This is a genomic window from Anaeromyxobacter sp. SG64, from assembly GCF_022690745.1.
Lineage (GTDB): Bacteria > Myxococcota > Myxococcia > Myxococcales > Anaeromyxobacteraceae > Anaeromyxobacter > Anaeromyxobacter soli.
Window position 1 is genome coordinate 1 of record NZ_JALCZB010000080.1, and the last position, 20,802, is coordinate 20,802.

At 75.3% G+C, this 20,802-nt stretch carries 16 protein-coding genes and 1 pseudogene; 10 read left to right on the forward strand and 7 right to left on the reverse strand.

Features of this window, described 5'->3' with window-relative positions; all coding sequences use genetic code 11:
• Positions 1-768 (forward strand): annotated as a pseudogene (locus MNZ29_RS18680) (peptidase M48); the annotation flags it as partial.
• Between the two features lie 132 nt (positions 769-900).
• A complete protein-coding gene (locus MNZ29_RS18685) occupies positions 901-2,037 on the forward strand; it encodes a DNA topoisomerase IB (RefSeq protein ID WP_242356283.1) in 1,137 nt (378 codons plus the stop codon).
• Positions 2,038-2,051: 14 nt separating this feature from the next.
• Here the strand turns inward: MNZ29_RS18685 and MNZ29_RS18690 are convergent, their stop codons facing one another.
• Positions 2,052-3,122 (reverse strand): 3-deoxy-7-phosphoheptulonate synthase, encoded by a 1,071-nt coding sequence (locus MNZ29_RS18690; RefSeq protein WP_242356285.1) that lies wholly within the window; start codon positions 3,120-3,122, stop codon positions 2,052-2,054.
• Between the two features lie 270 nt (positions 3,123-3,392).
• Here MNZ29_RS18690 and MNZ29_RS18695 point away from each other — a divergent pair, with 270 nt between their 5' ends.
• The 4 genes from MNZ29_RS18695 to MNZ29_RS18710 all read left to right on the forward strand — a co-directional run bounded on the left by MNZ29_RS18695 (position 3,393) and on the right by MNZ29_RS18710 (position 8,205).
• Positions 3,393-4,037, forward strand: coding sequence for a hypothetical protein (locus MNZ29_RS18695; protein ID WP_242340623.1), 645 nt, complete (start codon positions 3,393-3,395; stop codon positions 4,035-4,037).
• Positions 4,018-5,181 carry a cytochrome c biogenesis protein ResB gene (locus MNZ29_RS18700; RefSeq protein WP_242340624.1) on the forward strand — a complete coding sequence of 388 codons (1,164 nt, stop codon included), beginning with the start codon at positions 4,018-4,020 and terminating at the stop codon, positions 5,179-5,181. Before MNZ29_RS18695 ends, MNZ29_RS18700 begins: the two co-directional genes overlap by 20 nt.
• Position 5,182: 1 nt before the next feature.
• Positions 5,183-6,979 (forward strand): cytochrome c biogenesis protein, encoded by a 1,797-nt coding sequence (locus MNZ29_RS18705; RefSeq protein ID WP_242356287.1) that lies wholly within the window; start codon positions 5,183-5,185, stop codon positions 6,977-6,979.
• A gap of 233 nt (positions 6,980-7,212) precedes the next feature.
• Entirely contained in the window at positions 7,213-8,205 is a 993-nt protein-coding gene (locus MNZ29_RS18710) for a BON domain-containing protein (protein WP_242356289.1), read from the forward strand.
• 41 nt (positions 8,206-8,246) lie between these two features.
• On the opposite strand, the gene MNZ29_RS18715 is transcribed toward MNZ29_RS18710, so the two are convergent.
• Both MNZ29_RS18715 and MNZ29_RS18720 read right to left on the reverse strand, forming a co-directional pair.
• The gene (locus MNZ29_RS18715) at positions 8,247-9,041 is read right to left on the reverse strand and encodes an alpha/beta fold hydrolase (RefSeq protein WP_242356291.1); all 795 of its coding nucleotides are present in this window, start codon (positions 9,039-9,041) and stop codon (positions 8,247-8,249) included.
• 9 nt (positions 9,042-9,050) lie between these two features.
• Positions 9,051-9,896 (reverse strand): hypothetical protein, encoded by an 846-nt coding sequence (locus MNZ29_RS18720; protein ID WP_242356293.1) that lies wholly within the window; start codon positions 9,894-9,896, stop codon positions 9,051-9,053.
• A 429-nt stretch (positions 9,897-10,325) separates the two neighbouring features.
• Between MNZ29_RS18720 and MNZ29_RS18725 the strand changes: the two genes are divergently transcribed.
• Positions 10,326-10,619 carry a hypothetical protein gene (locus MNZ29_RS18725; RefSeq protein WP_242340629.1) on the forward strand — a complete coding sequence of 98 codons (294 nt, stop codon included), beginning with the start codon at positions 10,326-10,328 and terminating at the stop codon, positions 10,617-10,619.
• A 45-nt stretch (positions 10,620-10,664) separates the two neighbouring features.
• Here MNZ29_RS18725 and serC read toward each other — a convergent pair whose 3' ends face one another.
• The 4 genes from serC to MNZ29_RS18745 all read right to left on the reverse strand — a co-directional run bounded on the left by serC (position 10,665) and on the right by MNZ29_RS18745 (position 16,150).
• Positions 10,665-11,792, reverse strand: a complete 1,128-nt coding sequence (gene serC, locus MNZ29_RS18730) for a 3-phosphoserine/phosphohydroxythreonine transaminase (protein WP_242356294.1) — start codon at positions 11,790-11,792, stop codon at positions 10,665-10,667.
• A 230-nt stretch (positions 11,793-12,022) separates the two neighbouring features.
• Positions 12,023-13,405 (reverse strand): MFS transporter, encoded by a 1,383-nt coding sequence (locus MNZ29_RS18735; RefSeq protein WP_242356295.1) that lies wholly within the window; start codon positions 13,403-13,405, stop codon positions 12,023-12,025.
• Positions 13,402-13,785, reverse strand: coding sequence for a hypothetical protein (locus MNZ29_RS18740; protein WP_242356296.1), 384 nt, complete (start codon positions 13,783-13,785; stop codon positions 13,402-13,404). Before MNZ29_RS18740 ends, MNZ29_RS18735 begins: the two co-directional genes overlap by 4 nt.
• A gap of 70 nt (positions 13,786-13,855) precedes the next feature.
• A complete protein-coding gene (locus tag MNZ29_RS18745; RefSeq protein ID WP_242356297.1) occupies positions 13,856-16,150 on the reverse strand; it encodes a CHASE domain-containing protein in 2,295 nt (764 codons plus the stop codon).
• A 322-nt stretch (positions 16,151-16,472) separates the two neighbouring features.
• Between MNZ29_RS18745 and MNZ29_RS18750 the strand changes: the two genes are divergently transcribed.
• The 3 genes from MNZ29_RS18750 to MNZ29_RS18760 all read left to right on the forward strand — a co-directional run.
• Entirely contained in the window at positions 16,473-16,694 is a 222-nt protein-coding gene (locus MNZ29_RS18750) for a hypothetical protein (RefSeq protein ID WP_242356298.1), read from the forward strand.
• Positions 16,691-16,894 carry a (2Fe-2S)-binding protein gene (locus MNZ29_RS18755; RefSeq protein WP_242356299.1) on the forward strand — a complete coding sequence of 68 codons (204 nt, stop codon included), beginning with the start codon at positions 16,691-16,693 and terminating at the stop codon, positions 16,892-16,894. The genes MNZ29_RS18750 and MNZ29_RS18755 overlap by 4 nt, the downstream gene beginning before the upstream one ends.
• Positions 16,895-16,908: 14 nt before the next feature.
• On the forward strand, positions 16,909-20,802 hold a 3,894-nt coding region (locus MNZ29_RS18760; RefSeq protein ID WP_242356300.1), incomplete at its 3' end, for a DEAD/DEAH box helicase.

Sequence of the window (20,802 nt, forward strand, 5' to 3'; positions counted from 1 at the left end):
CAGGCCCTGCTCGCCGCGCTCCCCGCCGCGGCGCTCGCTGCCGCGCGCGGCCCCGGCAGCGCGCCCGCGCTCGTGCGCGCGCTCCTCGCGGATCCGGACGAGACGGTCCGCGCGGTGCAGCTCCCCGCGGTCGCCGACCCGGCGCTGCGCGCCGAGGTGGCCCGGCTCGCGGGTGCACTGTCGTCGACCGGGCGCGAGGGGAGGATGGCGCTCCTCGACGTCGCCGCGCCCGCGCTCGGGCGGCTCGCCCCCGCCGACGGCGAGGCCCTCGTGCGCGACCTCGCGGCGCTCGCGGCGGCCGACCGGCGGACGACCGTGTTCGAGTGGTCGCTCCAGCGCGTCGTGGCGCACCGGCTCGCGCCCCGCGCGGCGCGCGAGGGCGCGGGGGCGCGTCGCGTCGCGGAGGTCGAGGTCGAGTGCCTCGAGGTGCTCTCCGTGCTCGCCTGGCAGGGCGCTGCCGACGGCGCCGCCGCGCAGGCGGCGCTCGACGCGGCGGTCTCGGCGCTCGGCACCGGCGGCCCGTGGCGCGTCCTCCCGCGCGGCCGCGTGGGCGCCGCGCGGCTCGAGACGGCGCTCGCGTCGCTCGACGCGGCCGCGCCGCGCGTGAAGGAGCGGGTGCTCGCGGCCTGCGAGGCGTGCGTGACCGCGGACGGAAAGGTGCGGCCGGCCGAAGGCGAGGTCCTGCGCGCGATCGCCGCGTCCCTCGGGGTGCCGGCGCCGCCGATTCTCGCGGCGGAGGAGCGGGCGGTGCGCGCGGCGCAGGCGTGAACGTGGGCGCGCCCGCTCGCAGCTGATCCCGACGGCCTCGGCCCCGACCGGGCAAGTCCTCGCGCCCCGCCTCAGCCCGGCACGGACGCCTCCGCTGGCGCCTCGCCCGCGCAGTGCCTAGGGGTTGATCGGATGAGGGCGATCGAGCGACTCGAGCGCGAGGGGCTCCGGCGCGTCGGCACTCCGCGGTCCGGCTTCCGCTACCTGCAGGCGAACGGGCGGCCCGCCGCGGCCGCGGACGTGGAGCGCATCCGGGCGCTGCGGCTCCCGCCGGCGTGGACCGACGTGCGCGTGAGCCGGGCGGCGGGCGCGAAGCTCCAGGCCGTCGGCCGCGACAAGGCGGGGCGCTGGCAGTACCGCTACCACCCCGACTTCGTCCGCCGGCAGGCGGCCGCGAAGTACCGCCGCCTGCTGCGCTTCGCGGACGCGCTGCCGAGGGTGCGCGCCCGGGTGGAGCGGGACTTTCGCCGGCGCGGCCTCGGGCGCGAGCGCGTGCTCGCCGGGATGACGCGGATCCTCGAGGCGACCTGGATGCGCCCCGGCAGCGAGGCCTACGCGCGCGAGAACGGGAGCTTCGGGCTCGCGACCGTGCGGCCCGGGCACGTGCGCGTGACGGGGGACCGGGTGGTGTTCGACTACCGCGGCAAGTCGGGGCAGCGCCAGGTGCGCGAGGTCCGCGACCGGCGGATCGCCCACCTCGTCCGCGAGCTCCTCGCCGTGCCGGGCCGCGACGTCTTCAAGTTCGTCGAGGGCGGGCAGATCGTGGACGTCCGCCGCCGCCACCTCAACGCCTACCTCCGCGCAGCGGCCGGCGGGTCCGTCACGGCGAAGGACTTCCGGACCTGGGCCGGGACGCTGCTCTGCGCGAGCGCGCTCGCCGAGGCCGCGCGCGAGCTCGTGCCCGGGCGCACGAGCCGCAAGCGGCTCGTCCAGGCCGCGGTGAAGGCGGTCGCGCAGCGGCTCGGGAACACGCCCGCGGTGGCGCGCGGCTCGTACATCAGCCCCGCGGTGCTCGAAGGCTTCGCGCGGGGGGAGGTCGTCTCCTGCGGGCTCTCGCCCGACGACGTCCTGGGGCTCGCGAGGGGCGGCGGGCTCCACGCGGCCGAGCGCGCGCTCGTCACGTTCCTGCGGCGCGCCGCGACGCGGGGCCCCGGGCAGCGGGCGCGGGGCCCGAGGAGCGTCGTGCGGCCGGATCCGCTGCGCCCGTCCGGCCCCCTGGGCAAGCCGGAGCGGCGGGCGGCGCGAGCGCCGGAGCGCGAGCGCGCCTGACGGAGCGCGGGGGGTCAGGGCGCGGCGCGCGCGGGCAGGACCTCGCGCAGCACCTCGTCCGCCCAGCGAAGGCTCTCGACGGTGGTGTCCCAGCCGATGCAGGCGTCGGTGACCGAGCAGCCGTAGCGGAGCTGCGAGAGATCCTGCGGGATGGGCTGGTTCCCCGGCTCGAGGAAGCTCTCCAGCATCAGGCCCACGACGGAGCGGTTGCCCTCGCGGATCTGGTGGACCACGTCGCGGAGCACGAGCGGCTGGAGCTCCGGCTTCTTGCGCGAGTTCGCGTGCGAGCAGTCGACGACGACGTTCCTCGGGAGCTTCGCCCGGGCGAGCGCGTCCTCGGCGAGCGCGATCGACACGGTGTCGTAGTTGGGCCGCCCGCCGCCGCCGCGGAGGACGATGTGGCCGTAGCGGTTGCCCCGCGTGCGCACGACCGCGGAGCGCCCCTGGTCGTTGATGCCGAGGAACGAGTGCGGGCTCGCCGCGGAGACGATGCCGTTCACGGCGGGCTCGAGGTCGCCGTCGGTGCCGTTCTTGAAGCCCACCGGCGTGGAGAGGCCGGAGGACATCTCGCGGTGCGTCTGCGACTCGGAGGTGCGCGCGCCGATGGCGGTCCAGGCGACGAGGTCGCCGTAGTACTGCGGCGCGATCGGGTCGAGCGCCTCGGTCCCGGCAGGGAGCCCGAGCTCGTTCACGTCGAGCAGGAACCGCCGGGCGCGCTCCATGCCCTCGTCCACGCGGAACGAGTCGTCCATGCGCGGATCGTTGATGAAGCCCTTCCAGCCGAGGGAGGTGCGCGGCTTCTCGAAGTAGACGCGCATCACCAGGTAGAGGGTGCCCGAGACCTCGTCCGCGAGCGCGCGCAGCCGCCGCGCATAGTCGAGGCCGGCGACCGGATCGTGGATCGAGCACGGGCCGACGACCACGAAGAGCCGCGGATCGCGGCGGTCGAGGATCGCCTCGAGGGTTCTCCGGCCCGCGATGACGGTCCGGGCGGCGGGCTCGTCGAGCGGGATGTGAGCCTTCACCTCGTCGGGCGAGGGCATCACGTCGAACGCCGCGACGTTCAGGTTCTCGGTCTGCTGCATGGGCGGTCCGCTCCCTCCGGGATCCCGATCCGTATCGCATCCGGCGACGAAAAATGCGAGGGGCGGCGCCAGGATGATCGAGCGCGGCCGGCGGGTTCGGGCGGACCGGGCGACCCGCGGGCGCCGGGTTGAAGAGACCGGATGCCCGAGCCGTCAGCACCCCGACAAGATTTGATCCGGATCAGTACCGGCGCTAACCTGCCGCCGGAGCCCCACCGGTCTTCGCCCGCGCGAAGTTTGCGTTTACGTCCCGAGGAAGGTCAGACGCCCTTGATTTCACGCCTGGACTCTCCATCCCGCCCCTCGGGCGCGCGCGCCCTCGCGCTCGCCGCGGCGGTCTCGGTCGTCGCCCTCGCAGGCTGCCGCAGCGAGGAGATCGCCCATTACCGGGTGCCCAAGTCCTCCGGCTCCGCGGCCCCGGCGCCCGCCGCGTCGCCCATGATGCCGGCGAGCGGGCAGGTGCCCGCGCCGCCGTCCCCCGTGGCGGGGAGCAAGCTCGTCTGGACGCTGCCCGCGCGGTGGACCGAGACCACCGGCGGCGGCGGCATGCGCTACGCCACGCTCAAGGCGCCGGTCGGCGGGCGCCTCGACGTCTCCGTGACGGTGCTGCCCGGAGAGGCGGGCGGCGAGCTCGCGAACGTGAACCGCTGGCGCGGGCAGATCGGCCTCCCGGCGCTCGACGGCCCCGCCCTCGCGAAGGCCCGCAGGCCGCTCGAGACGAAGGCGGGCACGGTGTCCCTCTACGACTTCACGAGCGAGGGCACCGCGAAGAGCCGCGTCGTCGCGGGCCTCGCGGTCGTGGACGGGAACAGCTGGTTCATCAAGATGACGGGTGACGCCGGCGCCGTGGACGCCGCCCGACCCGACTTCCTCCGCATCGTGGAGAGCCTCCGCCGTGACGCTTCGAACGACTAACCCGGTCCTCCGCGCGCTCGTCTCGCTGAAGCTGACGATCGCGTGCCTCGCGGCGCTCATGGTGCTCGTGATGGCCTGCACGCTCGCGCAGGTGAAGCTCGGGACGTGGCCGGCGGTCGAGATCTACATGCGCGCCTGGTTCGTCTGGTGGGACGTCCCGGGCACGGAGCTGCGGATCCCGGTGTTCCCCGGCGGCGCGCTCGTCGGCCTCGTGCTCCTCGTGAACCTGTTCCTCGCGCAGCTCGTCCGGCTCGAGCTCGCCTGGAAGAAGGTCGGCCTGTGGATCTCGCACGCGGGGCTCATCCTGCTCGTGCTCGGCGAGTTCGTGACCGGCGCGTTCCAGGTGGAGTCGCAGCTCGCGGTGGAGGAGGGGCAGACGGTCAACTACGTCGAGAGCCCGCGCGAGCTCGAGCTCGCCGTGATCGACGTGACCGATCCCGCCATGGACGACGTCTACAGCGTCCCGGCGGCGCGCCTCGAGCGCGGCGGCGCGATCCCGATCCCCGGCACGCCGGTGGCTGTCCAGGTGCGGCGCTTCTTCCGCAACGCGGAGCTCGCGCGGCTCGGCCCCGCCGATCCGCCGTCGCCCGTGACCGCGGGCGTCGGCACGGGCGTCGCCGTGCGGGAGCGGCCGCCCGTGTCGCGCGACGACCAGACGAACCAGGCCGCCGCCTTCGTGGAGCCGGTCGCGGGCGGGCGGAGCTACGGCACCTGGCTCGTCTCGAACGGCCTCGGCGCGCCGCAGTCGTTCACGCACGAGGGGCGGACCTACCAGCTCCAGCTGCGCAGCCGTCGCGAGTACCTGCCCTTCGCGATCACCCTCAAGGACTTCCGGCACGACGTCTACCCGGGCACGCAGATCCCGAAGAACTTCTCCTCGCTCGTCACCATCGCGAACCCGTCACGCGGCGAGCAGCGGGACGTCCTCATCTACATGAACCAGCCGCTCCGCTACGAGGGGAAGGCCTTCTACCAGGCGAGCTTCGGCAAGGGCGACACGCTCTCGATCCTGCAGGTGGTCGAGAACCCCGGGTGGCTCATCCCGTACGTCTCCTGCGTCCTCGTCGCCATCGGGCTCATCGTCCACTTCGCCATCACCCTGCGCCGCTCCAGCCGGCGGCGGCAGGCCGCCTCGGAGGCCTGAGATGAACCTGAAGCGCGCCGTGCCCTGGATCGCCTTCGGCCTCGCCCTCGCCGGGGCCGCCTCGTCGCTCCTCCCGTCGGGGAAGCCCCGGGGCTTCGACGTCGAGGCGTTCGGCCAGGTTCCCATCCTCGAGGGCGGGCGCGTGAAGCCCGTCGACACCATCGCGCGCAACGCGCTGCTCATGATCCGCGGGAAGCAGTCGGCGAGCTCCGAGGGGCGGAGCATCGGGCCCGACGAGTGGCTCCTCGACGTGATGTTCCGCCCGGAGGTCGCCGACCGGCAGGAGCTCTTCGTCATCGACGACCCCGAGGTGCTCGGGCTCCTCGGCATCCAGCAGAGCCGGAACCGCTACTACAGCTTCGCGACGCTCGCCCCGCGCATCGACGAGATCCAGCGCCAGTACGTGGCCGCCGAGCCGATCGACCCCAAGGTCCGAAGCCACTTCCAGTCCGCGATCGTGAACCTCTTCGAGCGGATGTTCCTCTACCACCGCCTCAAGAACACGGTGCAGCTCGAGGGGACGCCGGGGCTCGCCGCCGAGATCGCGGCGCGGGCGGGCCCGGGCGCGCCGCAGCGGCACCGGCTGCTCGTGGAGCTCGCGCACTTCAAGCCGCTCTTGCCCGTGACGCCGACCGGAGACGCGTGGCGCTCGGTGGGTGAGGCGCTCACGGGGACGACGACCGTCGAGCCGGGGCTCGAGCAGTGGGCGCGCCTCGGCCTCGCCTACCAGGCGCAGGACGCGGCGAGCTTCAACCGCTCCGTCGCGGACCTCGCCGCGACCGCCGCGCTGGGCCGCCCGGACGCGGCGGCCCGGTCGGATCACGAGTGGCTCTTCAACGCCGCGCAGCCGTTCTACTCGGGCATGGTGATCTACGTGCTCGCGCTGCTCGCCGTGTTCGTCTCCTGGCTGTGGAGGCCGGTGCTCCTGCAGCGGCTCGCGTTCGGCCTCCTCCTCGCGGGCGCGGTCGTCCACACGCTCGGCCTCGCCTCGCGCGTCCTCATCCAGGGCCGGCCGCCGGTGACGAACCTCTACTCGTCGGCGGTGTTCGTGGGCTGGGCCGCGGTGCTCCTCGGCGTCGTGCTCGAGCGGATGTACCGCCGCGGCTTCGCGACCGCGGTGGCGGCCGCCTCGGGCTTCGCCTCGCTCATCGTGGCGCACCACCTCTCCGTCGACGGCGACACGATGGAGATGATGCGCGCGGTGCTCGACTCGAACTTCTGGCTCGCGACGCACGTCGTCACCATCACCATCGGCTACAGCGGCACGTTCCTCGCGGGCGCGCTCGCCATCGGATGGGTGGTGCGGCGGCACCTCACGCGCCGCGCCGACCCGGCCGCGAGCAAGGCCATCGTCGCGATGACCTACGGCATCATCTGCTTCGCCCTGTTCTTCAGCTTCGTCGGGACGGTGCTGGGCGGCATCTGGGCGGATCAGTCGTGGGGCCGGTTCTGGGGCTGGGATCCCAAGGAGAACGGCGCGCTCCTCATCGTGCTGTGGAACGCCATCATCCTGCACGCCCGGTGGGCGGGGTACGCGCGCGAGCGCGGGATCATGGCCATGGCGATCTTCGGGAACGTCATCACGAGCTTCTCGTGGTTCGGCGTGAACATGCTCGGCGTCGGGCTCCACTCGTACGGGTTCATGGACAAGGCGTTCTGGGCGCTGTCCGCCTTCGTCGGGACGCAGCTCGTGCTCATGCTGTTCGCGCTCGTGCCGGCGCGCTTCTGGAGCGCGCGGCGCGCCGAGGCCGCGGCGCCCGGGAAGGACCGGCCGGAGGGCGCCTCGCAGCCGGTCTAGCCGGCGCGCACGCCGCGCCACGCCCGCTCCACCGCGAGGCCCCGCCGCCGCCCGGCGCGCGGGGCCTCCGCTTCCTTCCCCCTCGACGCGCGCCGGCCGCTCTCGCGCCGCCCGGCCCGCCTGGTCGGGCGGGGCGCGAGCGCGCTCGACCCTCGGCGGGGTGGCTACATTTTTCCTGCGCAGCACGACGGACCTCTGGGGCGCCGCGCAGCCGCGCGGCGAGGGAGAGAGCCATGGGACGCTGGGACGAGGAGAAGGGGCGGTGGGAAGGGCGGGAGCACGGGCACGAGGCGCATGGCCCGCGCGGCCGCGAGGAGCGCGGCGGCTGGCGGAGCGACGACACCTGGCGCGGCGGGGGCTGGCGCGAGGCCGAGGAGCGCGACGACTGGCGCCGCGAGGAGCGCGGCGAGGGGCGCTTCGAGCTGGGGCGCGAGCCCGGCGGGCGCGCGGAGTGGGATCGCCTGCGCGATCGCGAGGCGGGCTTTGGCCGGGGAGCCGGGGGCCGTTACGGCGCGGGCGGCTTCGGGCGCGGCCGTGAGCACGAGGAGCGCGACGAGGGCGGCTGGCACCGCACCACGCAGTTCGAGCCGTCGGGCGAGGGGCCCGGCTCCTGGGGCCCCGGGGGCCGCTACGGCGAGCGCGAGTGGGAGCGCGGACGCGGGCGGGAGTACGGCGGCTTCATGGGCGGGATGGCGGAGCGCTACGGCGAGGAGGAGGGGCGGGGGCGCTGGGAGGCGCGCAGCGACTTCGGCCGCGGCAGCGAGCGCGGCCACGAGTTCCGCGGCCGGAGCGACTGGGGCCGCGGCGGAGAGGAGCCCGGCCCGATGGAGCGGCTCGGCGAGCGCGTGAGGGAGGGCTGGCGCAAGATGACCGGACGCGGCCCGAAGGGCTACAAGCGCTCCGACGAGCGGATCCGCGAGGACGTCTCCGAGCGCATCGCGCGCAGCGATCTCGACGCGAGCGACGTGGAGGTGAAGGTCGAGCACGCGGAGGTGACGCTCACCGGCACCGTCGGGAGCCGCTGGGACAAGCGGATGCTCGAGGACCTCGCGGACGAGGTCTTCGGGGTGGACGAGGTGCACAACAACCTGCGCCTGCGCCGCGAGACGGAGCTGCAGCCGGGCCAGGCGACGGCGGCGCAGACGGGGATGAGCGGGCAGACCCTGCCCGGCCAGGCGCGCCCGCAGCCGGGGCAGGCCCCCTCGCCGGACGCCCGCAGACATTGAGCGACGGGGCTGCGTCCAGCCCCGCCCACGCTGATCGACGTCTAGGGAAGCGCGAGGAACTCCGCCGCGCGGCGCACCGCCTCGGGGCCCGCGGCGGAGCTCGTGTGCGGGCTGTGCCCGGCGTCGACGACCGCGAGGCTTGCGCGCGGGAGGGCGCGCAGCGCCGCCTCGAGCTCGCCGGGCTCGAGGCGCGGGTCGCGCCTGCCGTGCAGGACGAGCGTGCGGGCGGTGATCTCGCCGAGGCGCCCGTCGTAGAGGTCGCCGCCCGCGCGCTCTCCCTCCGCGAGGATGTCCAGCCAGGCGCGGGCGCCGCGCGCGACCACCTCGCGCCAGCGCGCGCCGTGATCGCGCTCGAGCGCGCGCACGACGCCCTCGCCGTACCGCTCCGGCGCCTCGAGGCCGGTCCGGAAGAACTCCAGCGAGCTCGGCTTGGCGCGGAAGAAGTGCAGCGCCTCGAGCACGAGGGCGGTGACGCGCGCCGGGTGGCGGATCGCCGCCCAGGCCGCGACGACGGCGCCGTCCGAGTGGCCCCACAGCGCGGCCCGCTCGATCCCGAGCGCGTCGAGGAGGGCCACCGTCTCGTCGGCCATCGCCTGGTGGAACCGGCGCGGCAGCTCCGCGAGCGGCTCCGAGGCGCCGTAGCCGATCCGGTCGGGGACGATCACGCGGTGGCGCGGCGCGAGCGCCTCCGCCGCCGCGTCGAACGGGTACGCCTCGTGGCCCCAGCCGCCGTGGAGCAGGAGCGCCGCGGGGCCCCGCCCGCGCTCGCGGACGTTCACGCGGAGCGGAGCACGCCCGGGCGCGACGGGGGAGCCCGGGATCGTGACCAGCGGCATGCGCGGGTTCTAATGGACCGGCAGCACGCTCGCCGCGGCGGAGCCGGCGACGACCCCGCTCCCGAGGAAGAGGTTCGAGGAGAGGCTCGTACCGCCCACCTTGTTCACCGAGGTGAGCAGCAGGCCGTAGCCGTACTGCGGCGCGGGGGCGGGGAAGCAGTCGGCCTTGGCGAGCGAGAAGGTCGGCGTGCGCCAGGCGCCGTCGTCGAGGAAGAGCCGCACCACCGCCATCGGGTCCGTGACGTCCGGCGCGTTGGTGCAGGTGGCGGCGGAGGCGTTCACCGCGCCGCTCGGCGACGAGAGCGCGGTGACGGCGTAGAAGGCCACGCTCGTCCCATCCCGCCGCAGCACGTAGGGATCGGGGAGCTGCGTGTACGCGATCGGCGCCTGCACCACGGGCAGCGGCGCGCCGCTCTCGTCCTGCAGCACCGGCCGGGGCGGCGCGGTGACCGTGCCCGAGTACGTCTCGCCGCCGTACTCGACGCGGAAGGTGTAGGCGGTGCCGGGCACGTACGCGAGCGCGCCGCCGGTGAGCGCGTACTGCCCCGCCGCTCCCGCCGGCGCGAGCGTCGCGGTCCCGCCGTCCCAGGTGAGGCGGACCGTCGCGCCGTCGAGGCCCGTCGTGCGCCACGAGGCGGCGTCGGCAGGGTTCGCGCCCTTGTCGACCTCCCCGAAGAACACGGTGGCGGCGACGGTCCCTGCCAGATTCACGTTCTGGTCCGGCTGGCTCACGCCGGGGGACTCGATGAGCACGCCGGCGAGGACGCGGTCGTTCTGGAGGCGCTCGAAGACATCGCACCCGGCGAGGCAGAGCACGGCCGCCAGGAGGGCAGGGAAGGAGGCGAGGCGTCGCATGGATTTCTCCGTAGCGCGTTCCGCGGCTGCTCGCCAGCGCACGATCGCCTACAGGGCCGCCCCGTGCCTCACCCGTCTCGGTCCGGAGGGCCGGGACGCGACCCTCGCGCCGTGCCTCGTGGCCGCCTTCGCGGGCGGACGCGAGGAGGACTCGGGGCGACGGCCGCGGAGCTCCGCGGCGCAGACTTTGAGCAGCTCGCTCACGAGCTCCGGCGGGCGAACGCTGTCGGTGGAGCTGCTGCTGCGCCGCACGTTCGAGGAGCTCGTCCGCGAGGCGCAGTCGCTCCGGGATCGCTACGCCGGCGAGATCGAGCAGCGCGCCCGCACGATCGACGTGGCGCGCCATTCGCCCCGGCCGCCGTCCCTGCCTGGGGGAGGTGCCCCGCTCGAAGTTGTCACTGCCAGGGCTGGCGCACAGAATGGAACAGGATGTCGCACGCCTCCGTACGCCGCAGGGCCCGCGACGGTCTCGTCGAGATCGTGCCCGAGTCGGGGCTCACGCGCGCCGATCGCTACCTGGCGCTCTTCGGCGTGATCCTGGCGTCGATGGTGCTGTACGTCTCGACGCTCCTGCCCGCCTGGGCGTTCGCGGTGCTGTTCGGCTACTGCGTCGCCGCGGCGCTGGCGGTCCTCCTTCAGCAGGTGGGCCTGCTGCAGCCTCCGAAGGCGCCCGTGCACGTCCTCTCCCGGTGGAGGGGACCCGGCCCGGGGCGGATCGCCTGAGCGAGGCCGCCGTACCCGCGCGCGGGCGGCGGCCCGTGAGCCGCCTCAGCCGCGCTTCGCGAACGCGCCCATGAAGTCCACGAGCGCGTCGACCCACTCCGGCTCGACGGCGTTGTAGGTCGAGACGCGGATGCCGCCCACGGAGCGGTGCCCCTTGAGCCCCACCATCCCGAGCTTCTTCGCCTCGGCGACGAACCGCTCCTCGTCCTGCTCGCTCGGGAGCCGGAACACGACGTTCATCACCGAGCGGCTCTCCTTCTCGACCGGGCAGCGGTAGAAGCCGGGGTTCGCGTCGATGGCGCCGTAGAGCCGGGCCGCCTTCTTGCGGTTCCGCGCCTCCATGGCCGACAGCCCGCCCAGCCCCTTCAGCCACGCGAGCACGTTCCGGATCATGTAGATGCCGAACGTGGGCGGCGTGTTGTAGAGCGACTTGTTCTCGGCCGGCGTGCGGAGCTGGAAGATCTTGGGGATGTCCTTGCGGCCGCGCTCGACGAGCTCCTTCGAGACGATCACCACGACGACGCCGGACGGGCCGATGTTCTTCTGCGCCCCCGCGTAGACGAGCCCGAAGCGCGAGACGTCGAAGGGACGCCAGAGGAAGTCGCTCGACATGTCGGCCACGAGCGGCGCGCCGCCCGCGGACGGGAACGGGCGCGACGGGTCGACCGCGTACTCGACGCCGTGGATCGTCTCGTTCGAGGTCACGTGCACGTACGCGGCGGCGGGGTCCGCCTTCACCTCGTCGGGCCGGGGCACGCGGACGTAGGACTTTTCCTTCCCCTCGCCGGTGCCGGTGGTGCAGGCGACGCGCACCGCGCCGCCGAGCATGGCGGTCGCGACCTTCGCCTCGGAGAGCGCCTTCTCGCCCCACGCGCCGGTCACGACGTAGTCCGCGGTCTGGCCCTTCTGCACGAGGTTCATCGGGAGCTGCGCGAAGAGCTGCGAGGCGCCGCCCTGCACGAAGAGGATCTCGTGCGTCGCGGGCACGGCGAGCAGCTCGCGCAGGAGCGCGAGGGCCTCGTCGTGGACGGCCTCGTACTCCTTGCCGCGGTGGCTGTGCTCCATCACCGACATGCCGCTGTTCGCGAAGTCGAGGAGCTCGTCCCGGGCGCGCTCGAGCGCGGGCAGCGGGAGTGCAGCGGGACCGGCGTTGAAGTTCTTCTTTCGGCTCATGGGCTCCTCGCGGTCGGGGCGGTCGGTGGAAGCGGGAGGGGGATTCTCCGCGAAAAGGGCCGCGCCGGGAACCTCCGCGTGAGGTTCGTCGGGCGCGTGGCCCGGGCGGGACGGGGCGACGGCGCGCGGCCGTCCGGGCGAGCGGCCGCGGCGCGGGCGCGGGCGGCGCGAACCCGACGAGATGCCTCGGCAAATGGGCGCGAGCGCGGGTGGCCCGGCCTGCGCGGGCCTCAGGCGAGCCGCTCGGGAGGCGACGCGACCCCGGTGCCCGCCAGCGCCTCCGCGGCGCGCGCCTCGCGCCGTCCGCGCTCGACGTCCACGCCGAGGAGCAGCGCCGCGCCCGCGAGGAAGAAGCCGATGACGGACAGCACCGCGGCGCGGCTCGACCCGGTCAGCGCGATGGCGAGGGCGAACACCGCGGGGCCGAAGATCCCGGCGAACTTCTCGGAGACCGCGAAGAACCCGAAGAACTCGCCCGAGAGGTGGCGCGGCACGAGGCTCGCGAAGAGCGAGCGCGAGAGCGCCTGCGTCCCGCCCTGGACGAGCCCGACGAGCACGGCGAGCGCGAAGAAGTGCGCCGCGGTGCGCGTGAAGTACCCGAGCACCGCGATGCCCGTGTACACGGCGAGCCCGGCGAGGATCGCGGGCTTGGCGCCGACGCGGCCGGCGAGCGCGGCGAACAGGTACGCGCACGGGACGCCGACGAGCTGCACGAGGAGGATCGAGCCGATGAGGGCCCCGCGGGAGAGGCCGAGCTCGCTGCCGTAGATCGCCGCCATGCGGATGATCGTGCCGATCCCGTCGTTGTAGACGAGGAACGCCGCGAGGAGCAGCGCGGCCTGGGGGTGGCGGCGGAGCTGCCGGACCGTGCGGGCGAGGCGCGCGATCGTCCCCTCCCGCGCGGCGCCCTCCGGCGCGCGCACGGCGGGCTCGCGGACGCGGCGCAGGAGCGGGATCGTGAAGGCGATCCACCAGATCGCGACCGACACGAACGCGAGCCGGGTGGGGAGGGTCGCCTGGGCGGGGGTCCCGCCGGAAGAAAGGCCGAGGAGCCCCGGGCGCGCGATCCAGGCGAGCTGCGCCGCGAGGAGGAGGCCGCCGCCGAGGTAGCCGGCGGCGTAGCCGGCGGAGGAGACGCGGTGGAGCTCGTCCTCGCGCGCCACGTGCGGGAGGAGCGCGTCGTAGAACACGAAGCTCCCGTTGAGGCCGACGTTCAGGAGGACGAGGAGCGCCGAGGCGAGGAGCCAGTCTCCCGGCCCGACCGCGAACAGCGCCGCGGTGGCCGCCGCCCCGGTGAGCGCGAACAGGGCGAGCAGCCGCTTCTTCACCGGCGCCACGTCGGCGAGGGTGCCGAGGATTGGCGCGAGCACGGCCACGACCGCGAGGCCCGCGGTGGTGGCGAGCGCGAAGCGCTGGGTGGCGACCGTGGGCGGGAGCTCCGCGCCCGCGACGCGCGCGTAGTAGATGGGCAGGATCGCCGTGAGCACGGAGGTCACCGCGGCGGAGTTCGCGACGTCGTAGAGGACCCACGCGCGGAGCTCGGGGCGGTCGAGGCCGAGCCGGGCGAGGAGCCCGGCGGGCGCGGGCGCCCCCTCTCGGGCAGGGCCGCTCACGGGCGGGCCTGGACTTCGCGCTCGAGCGCCGCGACGTCGGCGTCGATCCGCGCCGCCTCGCGACAGTCGCGCGAGTGTCCGGCGTCCTTCAGGAACGCCTCCAGCTGCTCGGAGAGCAGGAAGGTCCGCTCGCCGCGGCCGACCGCGAGGCAGCTCTGCTCGAAGTGCGAGCGGTCCAGCTCCTGCACGAAGCGGCCGACGACGCCGCCCGCGGGCTTCTCCTCCCGCCGGTCCGCGGCCGAGCCGCCCTCGACGTACTCCGAGTAGAGCCGGTCGAGCGACTCGCGCAGGTCGCGGCGCCGATCGACGAGCCTCTCCTCCGGGGAGCGGCAGGCCGTGGCGAGGAGCGCGGCGAGGAGAGCGAGGGCGAGGCGGCGCATCGGGGGTCCTCCGGGACGGCGCATCATGCCACGGCCGCCGCCGGTCCCGCCTGCGCCTCGCGCCTGCCGCTCAGGCGGTGGGCGCCGCCGGGCTCAGCCCGGTGGCCGGCGAGCGCGCCGGGGTCTGCGCGCGGCGCGAGAGCTCGACCGTGAAGGTGGCGCCGCTCCCGGGCGCGCTCTCCACCCGCACGGTCCCCCCGAGCGACTCCACGATCTCGCGCACGATCCAGAGGCCGAGCCCGAAGCCGCCGTAGCTCCGCTTCGACACCGCGCGCTCGAAGCGCTCGAAGATCCGCGCCTGGTCCTCGGGCGGGATCCCGATGCCGCGATCGCGCACCGTCAGCACGGCGCGCTCGCCGACCCCCTCCACGCGCACCTCCACCGGCTGGTTCGGGCCGTACTTGATGGCGTTCGACACGAGGTTCGTCAGCACCTGGTCGAGCCGCAGCCGGTCCCACGAGCCGGGCACCGGCTCGGGCGCGACGAGCTCGAGCGTGCAGCCCGCGCGGCGGGCCTCGTCCTCGAAGCGCGCGACGACCTCGCGCGCGAGCTCCGCGAGGTCGAACGGCTCGAGCTCGAGCTCGAGCCTCCCGGCGGTGATGCGCGACAGGTCGAGGAGGCTCGCGACCAGCCGCGCGAGCCGGTCGACGTTGCGGCGGATCACCTCGGCCTTCCGCGCGACGTCGTCGAGCTGGAGCCGGTTCGCCTTGGCGCGCAGGCTCTCCGACTGGAGCGCGAGCGAGGTGAGCGGCGTGCGCAGCTCGTGCGAGGCGATCGAGAGGAACTCGTCGCGCTCGCGGACTGCGGCCCGCGCCGCCGCGTAGAGGCGGGAGGTGTCCACCGCGGCCGCGACCAGCCGGGCGAGGTCGGTCGCGAGCCGGACGTCCCCGCGGGTGAAGCGGCGCCGCGCGCCGGCGAGCAAGGTGATGGTGCCGAGCCGCTCGCCGCGCGACGCGAGCGCGACGGTGAGCGAGGATCCCACGCCCGCCTCGCGCAGGGCGCCGGCGAGCGCGGGCGCCCGGGCGGCGAGGGCGATCCGGCCGGGATCGAAGCCGCTCCGGGCGCGGGGATGGCCTCCCTGGAGCGCGGCGGCGGGGCCGATCTCGACGTCCCGCTCGAAGCCGGACCCCTCGACCGCGGCGCGCACGCGCGAGGCGACCTCGGGCGTCGCGTGCCCCACGGTCCAGCGCGGGTCGCCCCGCTCGAGATAGACGATGCACAGCTCCGCGACGCGCTGGGCGGCGAGGGTCGCCACGCGGGGGAGGGTGGCGGCGTAGTCGAGCGAGGAGGAGAGCACCTTGCTCGCCTCCGCGAGGAAGACCGCCCGGCGCGCCGAGGCCTCTGCCCGCGTCCGCGCGCGCACCTCCTCGCGCGTCGCCCAGAACAGCAGCAGCGTGAGCGCGAGGCCTCCGAGGGCCACGCCGAGGGGCAACAGCCGCTCCGTCGCGCTCTCGAAGGATCGGCCGGCCGCGAAGCGCAGCGTCCAGGGGCGGCCCGCGACGTCGATGCGACGGACGAGGGCGAGGCGGATCTCGTCGTCCCGCGCACCCGCTTCGAAGAGGAGCGCCTCCGCCCGGAGCTCGGTGCCGTCGTAGGCGGACAGCCCGAACTTCTGCATCGCGGTCGCGTCCAGGGCGGCGCGCAGGAGGTCCCCGGCGCGGAACGGCGCGTAGACCCACCCTCGCAGGCGGTCCCGGCGCTCCTCGACCGTCGCGGGCGCGCCGGCGTAGACGGGCACGTACACGAGGAACCCCGCCTGCCGCTCGCGTCCCGTCTCCTGCACGAGCTCGACGCGCCCGGTCGCCGCCGGATCGTCGGTGTCGCGGGCGCGCTCCATCGCGGCGCGCCGCACGGGCTCGGAGAACATGTCGAAGCCGATGGCGCGCTGGTTCCTCCAGTCGAGCGGCTCGAGGAGGACGATGCTCGAGTAGAGAGCGCGCGCGCCCGGCGGCCAGACGCGGTAGCCGGGGCGCCCGGCGGCGCGCTGCTCCGCCTCGTGGTTCGCGAGCTCGTCGGGACGGATGAGCTTGCTCCAGCCGATGCCCTGGATGCCCGGGTAGCGATCGCGGAGGTCGAGGGTCGCGACGAAGTCATGGAAGGCGAGCGCGGAGGGCTCGGCGCCGACGCCGCGGAGGAAGCCGCTCGTCGCGCGCAGCATCGCCTCGTAGGCGGCCATCCGCTCGTTCAGCGCGGCGCTCGCCCGGTCCACCTCGTCCACGAAGCGCTCCCTCGACTGCATCCGGAGCGTCGATCGCGCGAGCGCCCAGGCGGCGAGCGTGGCCGCGAGCCCCAGTACGAGCACGACGGCGGGCGTCCGGTGATGGCGGAGCGCAGCCCGCGCGGGTGAGAGGAGGCGCCTCGGCATGAGGAAACCGCCGTTCGGGCGGTTGCGATCAGGGTAAGGACGGCCCGCGTCCGCGCGCATCCCAGCAGGGGCGGCGGCGGGCAGCGGGCTTGGGCATCGAGGTCCCGAGCGTCGAGCGCGCTGAGGCGCTGTCGCGCCGCTCCCCCCTCAGTGGCAGTGCGGCCCCGAAAGGGGAGCCCCCGTGTTTTGCCCAGGATTCGTGAACTTCGCATTCGGGGGGAGCCTTGATCCGGATCACGTTGCGGCGGAAATCGACGTGATACTGAGATTGAGTCTCACGGGTCGTCGCATCGTGCCTCGGCCCAAGCCTCCCGAGCGTGGCGTGAACCCAGGTCCCGAAGCTCCCTCGCCCTCCGTTCCTCCCTTCGCCGGTCGCGATCGGCTGGTCTGCACCCGCTGCGGCGGCGTCACGCCGCTCGACGCGGCGGGCCTGCTCGACGGCGTGCAGGCTCGCGCCGCCGCGCGCGGCGTGGTCGTGGAGGCTCATTCGCTCACCGTGTACGGGCGCTGCTGGCTCTGCCGGGCGTCGCGGGTGCGGGCGTGAAGATCTGCGTGTGCCGGGACGTGTCGGACGGGGACCTGCGAGCGGCGGTGCGCTGCGGCCGGACGGTCGAGGAGGTCGTCGCGGCGACGGGCGCCGGCTCCGACTGCGGCGCGTGTGAGGAGGCCCTCTCGCGCCTCGCCGAGGCGGCGCGCGCGGAGGGCGTCGTCCTGCAGCGGCCCGCGCAGCGGCGCGCCGCGTGAGTTAAACCTGGCGGATGGACGCGAAGGCCCGCGCGGCCGCGCTCGAGCTCTTCCAGCCCGCCGTCCGCGAGTGGTTCTCGCGGGCGTTCGAGGCGCCCACGCCGGCGCAGGCGCTCGCCTGGCCGGCCATCCGGCGCGGCGAGAGCACCCTGCTCCTCGCGCCCACCGGGAGCGGCAAGACCCTCGCGGCGTTCCTCTCCTGCCTGGACCGCCTGATGTTCGCGCCGGAGCCGCCCAGGAAGGAGCGGCTCCGGGTGCTCTACGTCTCCCCGCTGAAGGCGCTCGCCGTGGACGTCGAGCGGAACCTGCGCGCGCCGCTCGCGGGCATCGCCCAGGTCGCCGCGGGGCGGGGCGACGCGTACCGCCTCCCGGCGGTGGCGGTGCGGAGCGGCGACACGCCCGCGGCGGAGCGCGCCCGGTTCGCGCGCGTCCCCGCCGACGTCCTCATCACCACGCCCGAGTCGCTCTACCTCGTGCTCACCTCGAACGCGCGAGAGGTGCTGCGCTCGGTCGAGACGGTCATCGTGGACGAGATCCACGCGCTCGTCCCGACCAAGCGCGGCGCGCACCTCGCGCTGTCGCTCGAGCGGCTCGAGGCGCTCGCGGGGCGGCCCCTCCAGCGCATCGGCCTCTCCGCGACGCAGCGGCCGCTCGAGGAGGTCGCGCGCTTCCTCGGGGGCGCCGAGCCCGTCCCGGCCCCGCCGCCCGCGCGGCCCCGCGAGCGCCGCGGCGCGGGGGAGGGCGCCGCCTCCCCGGCGAGCCCGGGCGCCTCGGCGATGGCCGAGTTCCGCGCCGGGGGCGCGCTCCGTCACAGGCCGGTCACCCTCGTGGACGCCGGCGCGCGCAAGGCGCTCGAGCTCCGCGTCGAGGTCCCGGTCGAGGACATGTCGCGCATCGGCGAGGCGCTCGAGCTCGCGAGCGGCGACGCGAGCCAGGCGCCGGTGCGGGCCTCGATCTGGACCGCCATCCACCCGCGCCTGCTCGAGCTCGTGCGCGCCCACCGGACGACCCTCGTCTTCGTGAACAGCCGGCGCATCGCGGAGCGGCTCGCGGCGGCGCTGAACGAGCTCGCGGGCGAGCTGCTCGTGCAGGCCCACCACGGCTCGATCGCGCGCCCGCAGCGGGTGGCCATCGAGGACGCGCTCAAGGCGGGCCGCCTTCGGGGGCTCGTCGCGACGAGCTCGCTCGAGCTCGGCATCGACATGGGCGCCGTCGATCTCGTGGTGCAGATCGAGGCGCCGCCCTCGGTCGCGAGCGGGATGCAGCGCATCGGCCGCGCGGGCCACCGCATCGACGAGCCGAGCCGCGGCGTCGTCTTCCCGAAGTACCGGGCCGACCTGCTCGCCTGCGCCGGCCTCACCGAGGCGATGCACGCGGGCGAGGTGGAGGCGACCCGCTACCCGCGGAACCCCCTCGACGTCCTCGCCCAGCAGGTCGTCGCGATGGTGTCGCTCGACGACTGGGAGGTCGACGCGCTCTACGACGCCGTCCGCCGGGCCGCCCCGTTCGCCGAGCTGTCGCGCTCGGTCTACGAGGGCGTGCTGGACATGCTCTCCGGCCGCTACCCCTCGGAGGAGTTCGCGGAGCTGCGCCCGCGCGTCACCTGGGATCGCGTGCGCGGCAAGCTGCGGGCGCGCGAGGGGGCGCGCCGCGTCGCGGTCGTGAACGGCGGGACCATCCCGGACCGCGGCCTCTACGGCGTCTACCTGGCGGGCGGGAAGCAGGGCCACACCCGCGTCGGCGAGCTGGACGAGGAGATGGTGTTCGAGTCGCGCGTCGGGGAGACGTTCCTCCTCGGCGCCTCGACCTGGCGCATCGAGGAGATCACCCACGACCGCGTGCTCGTCTCGCCCGCGCCGGGCGAGCCGGGGAAGATGCCCTTCTGGCACGGCGACTCGGCGGGGCGGCCGCTCGAGCTCGGCCGCCGCATCGGCCGGCTCGTCCGCGCCCTGCGCGAGACGCCCCGCGAGGCCGCGCGCGCGCGGCTCGTGCGCGTCCACGATCTCGACGCGCGCGCCGCCGACAACCTCCTCCGCTTCCTCGACGACCAGGCCCAGGCGACAGGGGCCGTCCCGGACGACCGCACCCTCCTCGTCGAGCGCTGCCGCGACGAGCTGGGCGACTGGCGCGTGTGCGTGCTCGCGCCGCTCGGCAGCCCGGTCCTCGCGCCGTGGGCGATGGCGGCGACGGTCCGCGCGCGCGAGCGCCTCGGCGCGGACGTCGAGACGCTCTGGACGAACGACGGCTTCGCGGTGCGGCTGCCGGGGTCCGACGAGCCGCCCGACGTGTCGTTCCTGCTGCCGGATCCGGAGGAGGTGGAGGACCTCGTCGTCGGCCAGCTCGGCGCGACTGCGCTCTTCGCGGCCAAGTTCCGCGAGGCCGCCGGCCGCGCCCTGCTCCTGCCGAAGCGCCGCCCCGGCCAGCGCGCCCCGCTCTGGCAGCAGCGCAAGCGCGCCGCGGACCTCCTCGCCGTCGCGTCCCGCTACGGGGCCTTCCCGCTGCTGCTCGAGGCGTACCGCGAGTGCCTGCGCGACGTGTTCGACCTGCCCGCGCTCGAGGAGGTACTGCGCGACGTCCGCGCGCGGCGCGTCCGCGTCGTCACCGCCGACACGCGCGTCCCGTCGCCGTTCGCGGCCTCGCTGCTCTTCGGGTTCGTGGCGAGCTTCATCTACGACGGCGACGCGCCGCTCGCCGAGCGCCGCGCTCAGGCGCTCACCATCGACCAGGCCCAGCTCCGCGAGCTGCTCGGCGAGGCCGAGCTGCGCGAGCTCCTCGACGCGGACGCGCTCGTCGCCCTGGAGGCGCAGCTCCAGCACCTCGCGCCGGCCACGCGCGCGCGGAGCGTGGACGGCGTGGCGGATCTCCTGCTCCGCCTCGGCGACCTCTCCCGTGAGGAGATCGCCCGGCGGTCGGCGACCCCCGAGGTGGCCGCCGGCGCCGAGCGGCTCGTGGCGGAGCGGCGGGCGATCCCGCTCCGGATCGCAGGGGAGGAGCGGCTCGTGGCCGTGGAGGATTCCGCGCGCTACCGGGACGCGCTCGGCGTGCCGCTCCCGCCCGGCGTGCCCGAGGCGCTGCTCGGGCCGGTGGCGGACGCGCTCGAGGGCCTCGCCGCGCGCCACGCGCGCCGCCACGCGCCGTTCACGACCGGCGAGCTCGCCGCGCGCTTCGGGATCCCGCGCCCCACGGCGGAGGGCGCGCTCCGGCGGCTCCTCGAGCGCGGCCGACTCCTCGAGGGGGCGTTCCGCCCGCACGGCGCGGAGCGCGAGTGGTGCGACCCGGAGGTCCTGCGCGGCCTCCGCCGCCGCTCGCTCGCGCGGCTGCGCGAGGAGATCGAGCCAGTCGAGCCGCGGGCGTTCGCGCGCATGCTGCTCGGCTGGCACGGCATCCCGCGCAAGGGCCGCGGCCTCGACGCCGTGCTCGACGCCGTCGAGAAGCTCCAGGGCGCGCCGCTCCCCGCCTCGCTCCTCGAGACGGAGATCCTGCCGGCGCGGGTGGACGGGTACCTGCGGGGAGACGTCGACGCGCTCGCGGCGGCGGGGGAGGTGCTCTGGGTGGGGCTCGAGCCCATCGGCGAGCACGACGGGCGCATCGCGCTCTACCTCGCGGACGCGTTCCCCCGGCTCCTGCCCACGACCCGCCCGGCGGCGGAGGCGCCGCAGGGCGAGCGCGGCGCGCGGATCCTCGAGCACCTGGCCCGGCGCGGCGCCTCGTTCTTCGCCGAGCTGCACGCCGCCGCGGGCGGCGGGTACGAGCAGCAGACGGTGGACGCGCTCTGGGATCTCGTCTGGCGCGGGCTCGTCACGAACGACACGTTCCAGGTGCTCCGCGCCTACGCCGAGCCGGCCGCCGCCCGCCGCGAGCGCGGCCGGGTCGTCGCGCGCGCTCCGGCCGCGTTCCGGTCGCGCCGG

What these genes read in the sequence shown, in the direction of transcription:
- MNZ29_RS18690 (WP_242356285.1), bottom strand. Translation starts at nt 3,122, where the DNA reads ATGCAGCAGACCGAGAACCTGAACGTCGCGGCGTTCGACGTGATGCCC.
- MNZ29_RS18725 (WP_242340629.1), top strand. Translation starts at nt 10,326, where the DNA reads ATGTCGCACGCCTCCGTACGCCGCAGGGCCCGCGACGGTCTCGTCGAG.
- MNZ29_RS18720 (WP_242356293.1), bottom strand. Translation starts at nt 9,896, where the DNA reads ATGCGACGCCTCGCCTCCTTCCCTGCCCTCCTGGCGGCCGTGCTCTGC.
- MNZ29_RS18685 (WP_242356283.1), top strand. Translation starts at nt 901, where the DNA reads ATGAGGGCGATCGAGCGACTCGAGCGCGAGGGGCTCCGGCGCGTCGGC.
- MNZ29_RS18705 (WP_242356287.1), top strand. Translation starts at nt 5,183, where the DNA reads ATGAACCTGAAGCGCGCCGTGCCCTGGATCGCCTTCGGCCTCGCCCTC.
- MNZ29_RS18715 (WP_242356291.1), bottom strand. Translation starts at nt 9,041, where the DNA reads ATGCCGCTGGTCACGATCCCGGGCTCCCCCGTCGCGCCCGGGCGTGCT.
- serC (WP_242356294.1), bottom strand. Translation starts at nt 11,792, where the DNA reads ATGAGCCGAAAGAAGAACTTCAACGCCGGTCCCGCTGCACTCCCGCTG.
- MNZ29_RS18745 (WP_242356297.1), bottom strand. Translation starts at nt 16,150, where the DNA reads ATGCCGAGGCGCCTCCTCTCACCCGCGCGGGCTGCGCTCCGCCATCAC.
- MNZ29_RS18740 (WP_242356296.1), bottom strand. Translation starts at nt 13,785, where the DNA reads ATGCGCCGCCTCGCCCTCGCTCTCCTCGCCGCGCTCCTCGCCACGGCC.
- MNZ29_RS18710 (WP_242356289.1), top strand. Translation starts at nt 7,213, where the DNA reads ATGGGACGCTGGGACGAGGAGAAGGGGCGGTGGGAAGGGCGGGAGCAC.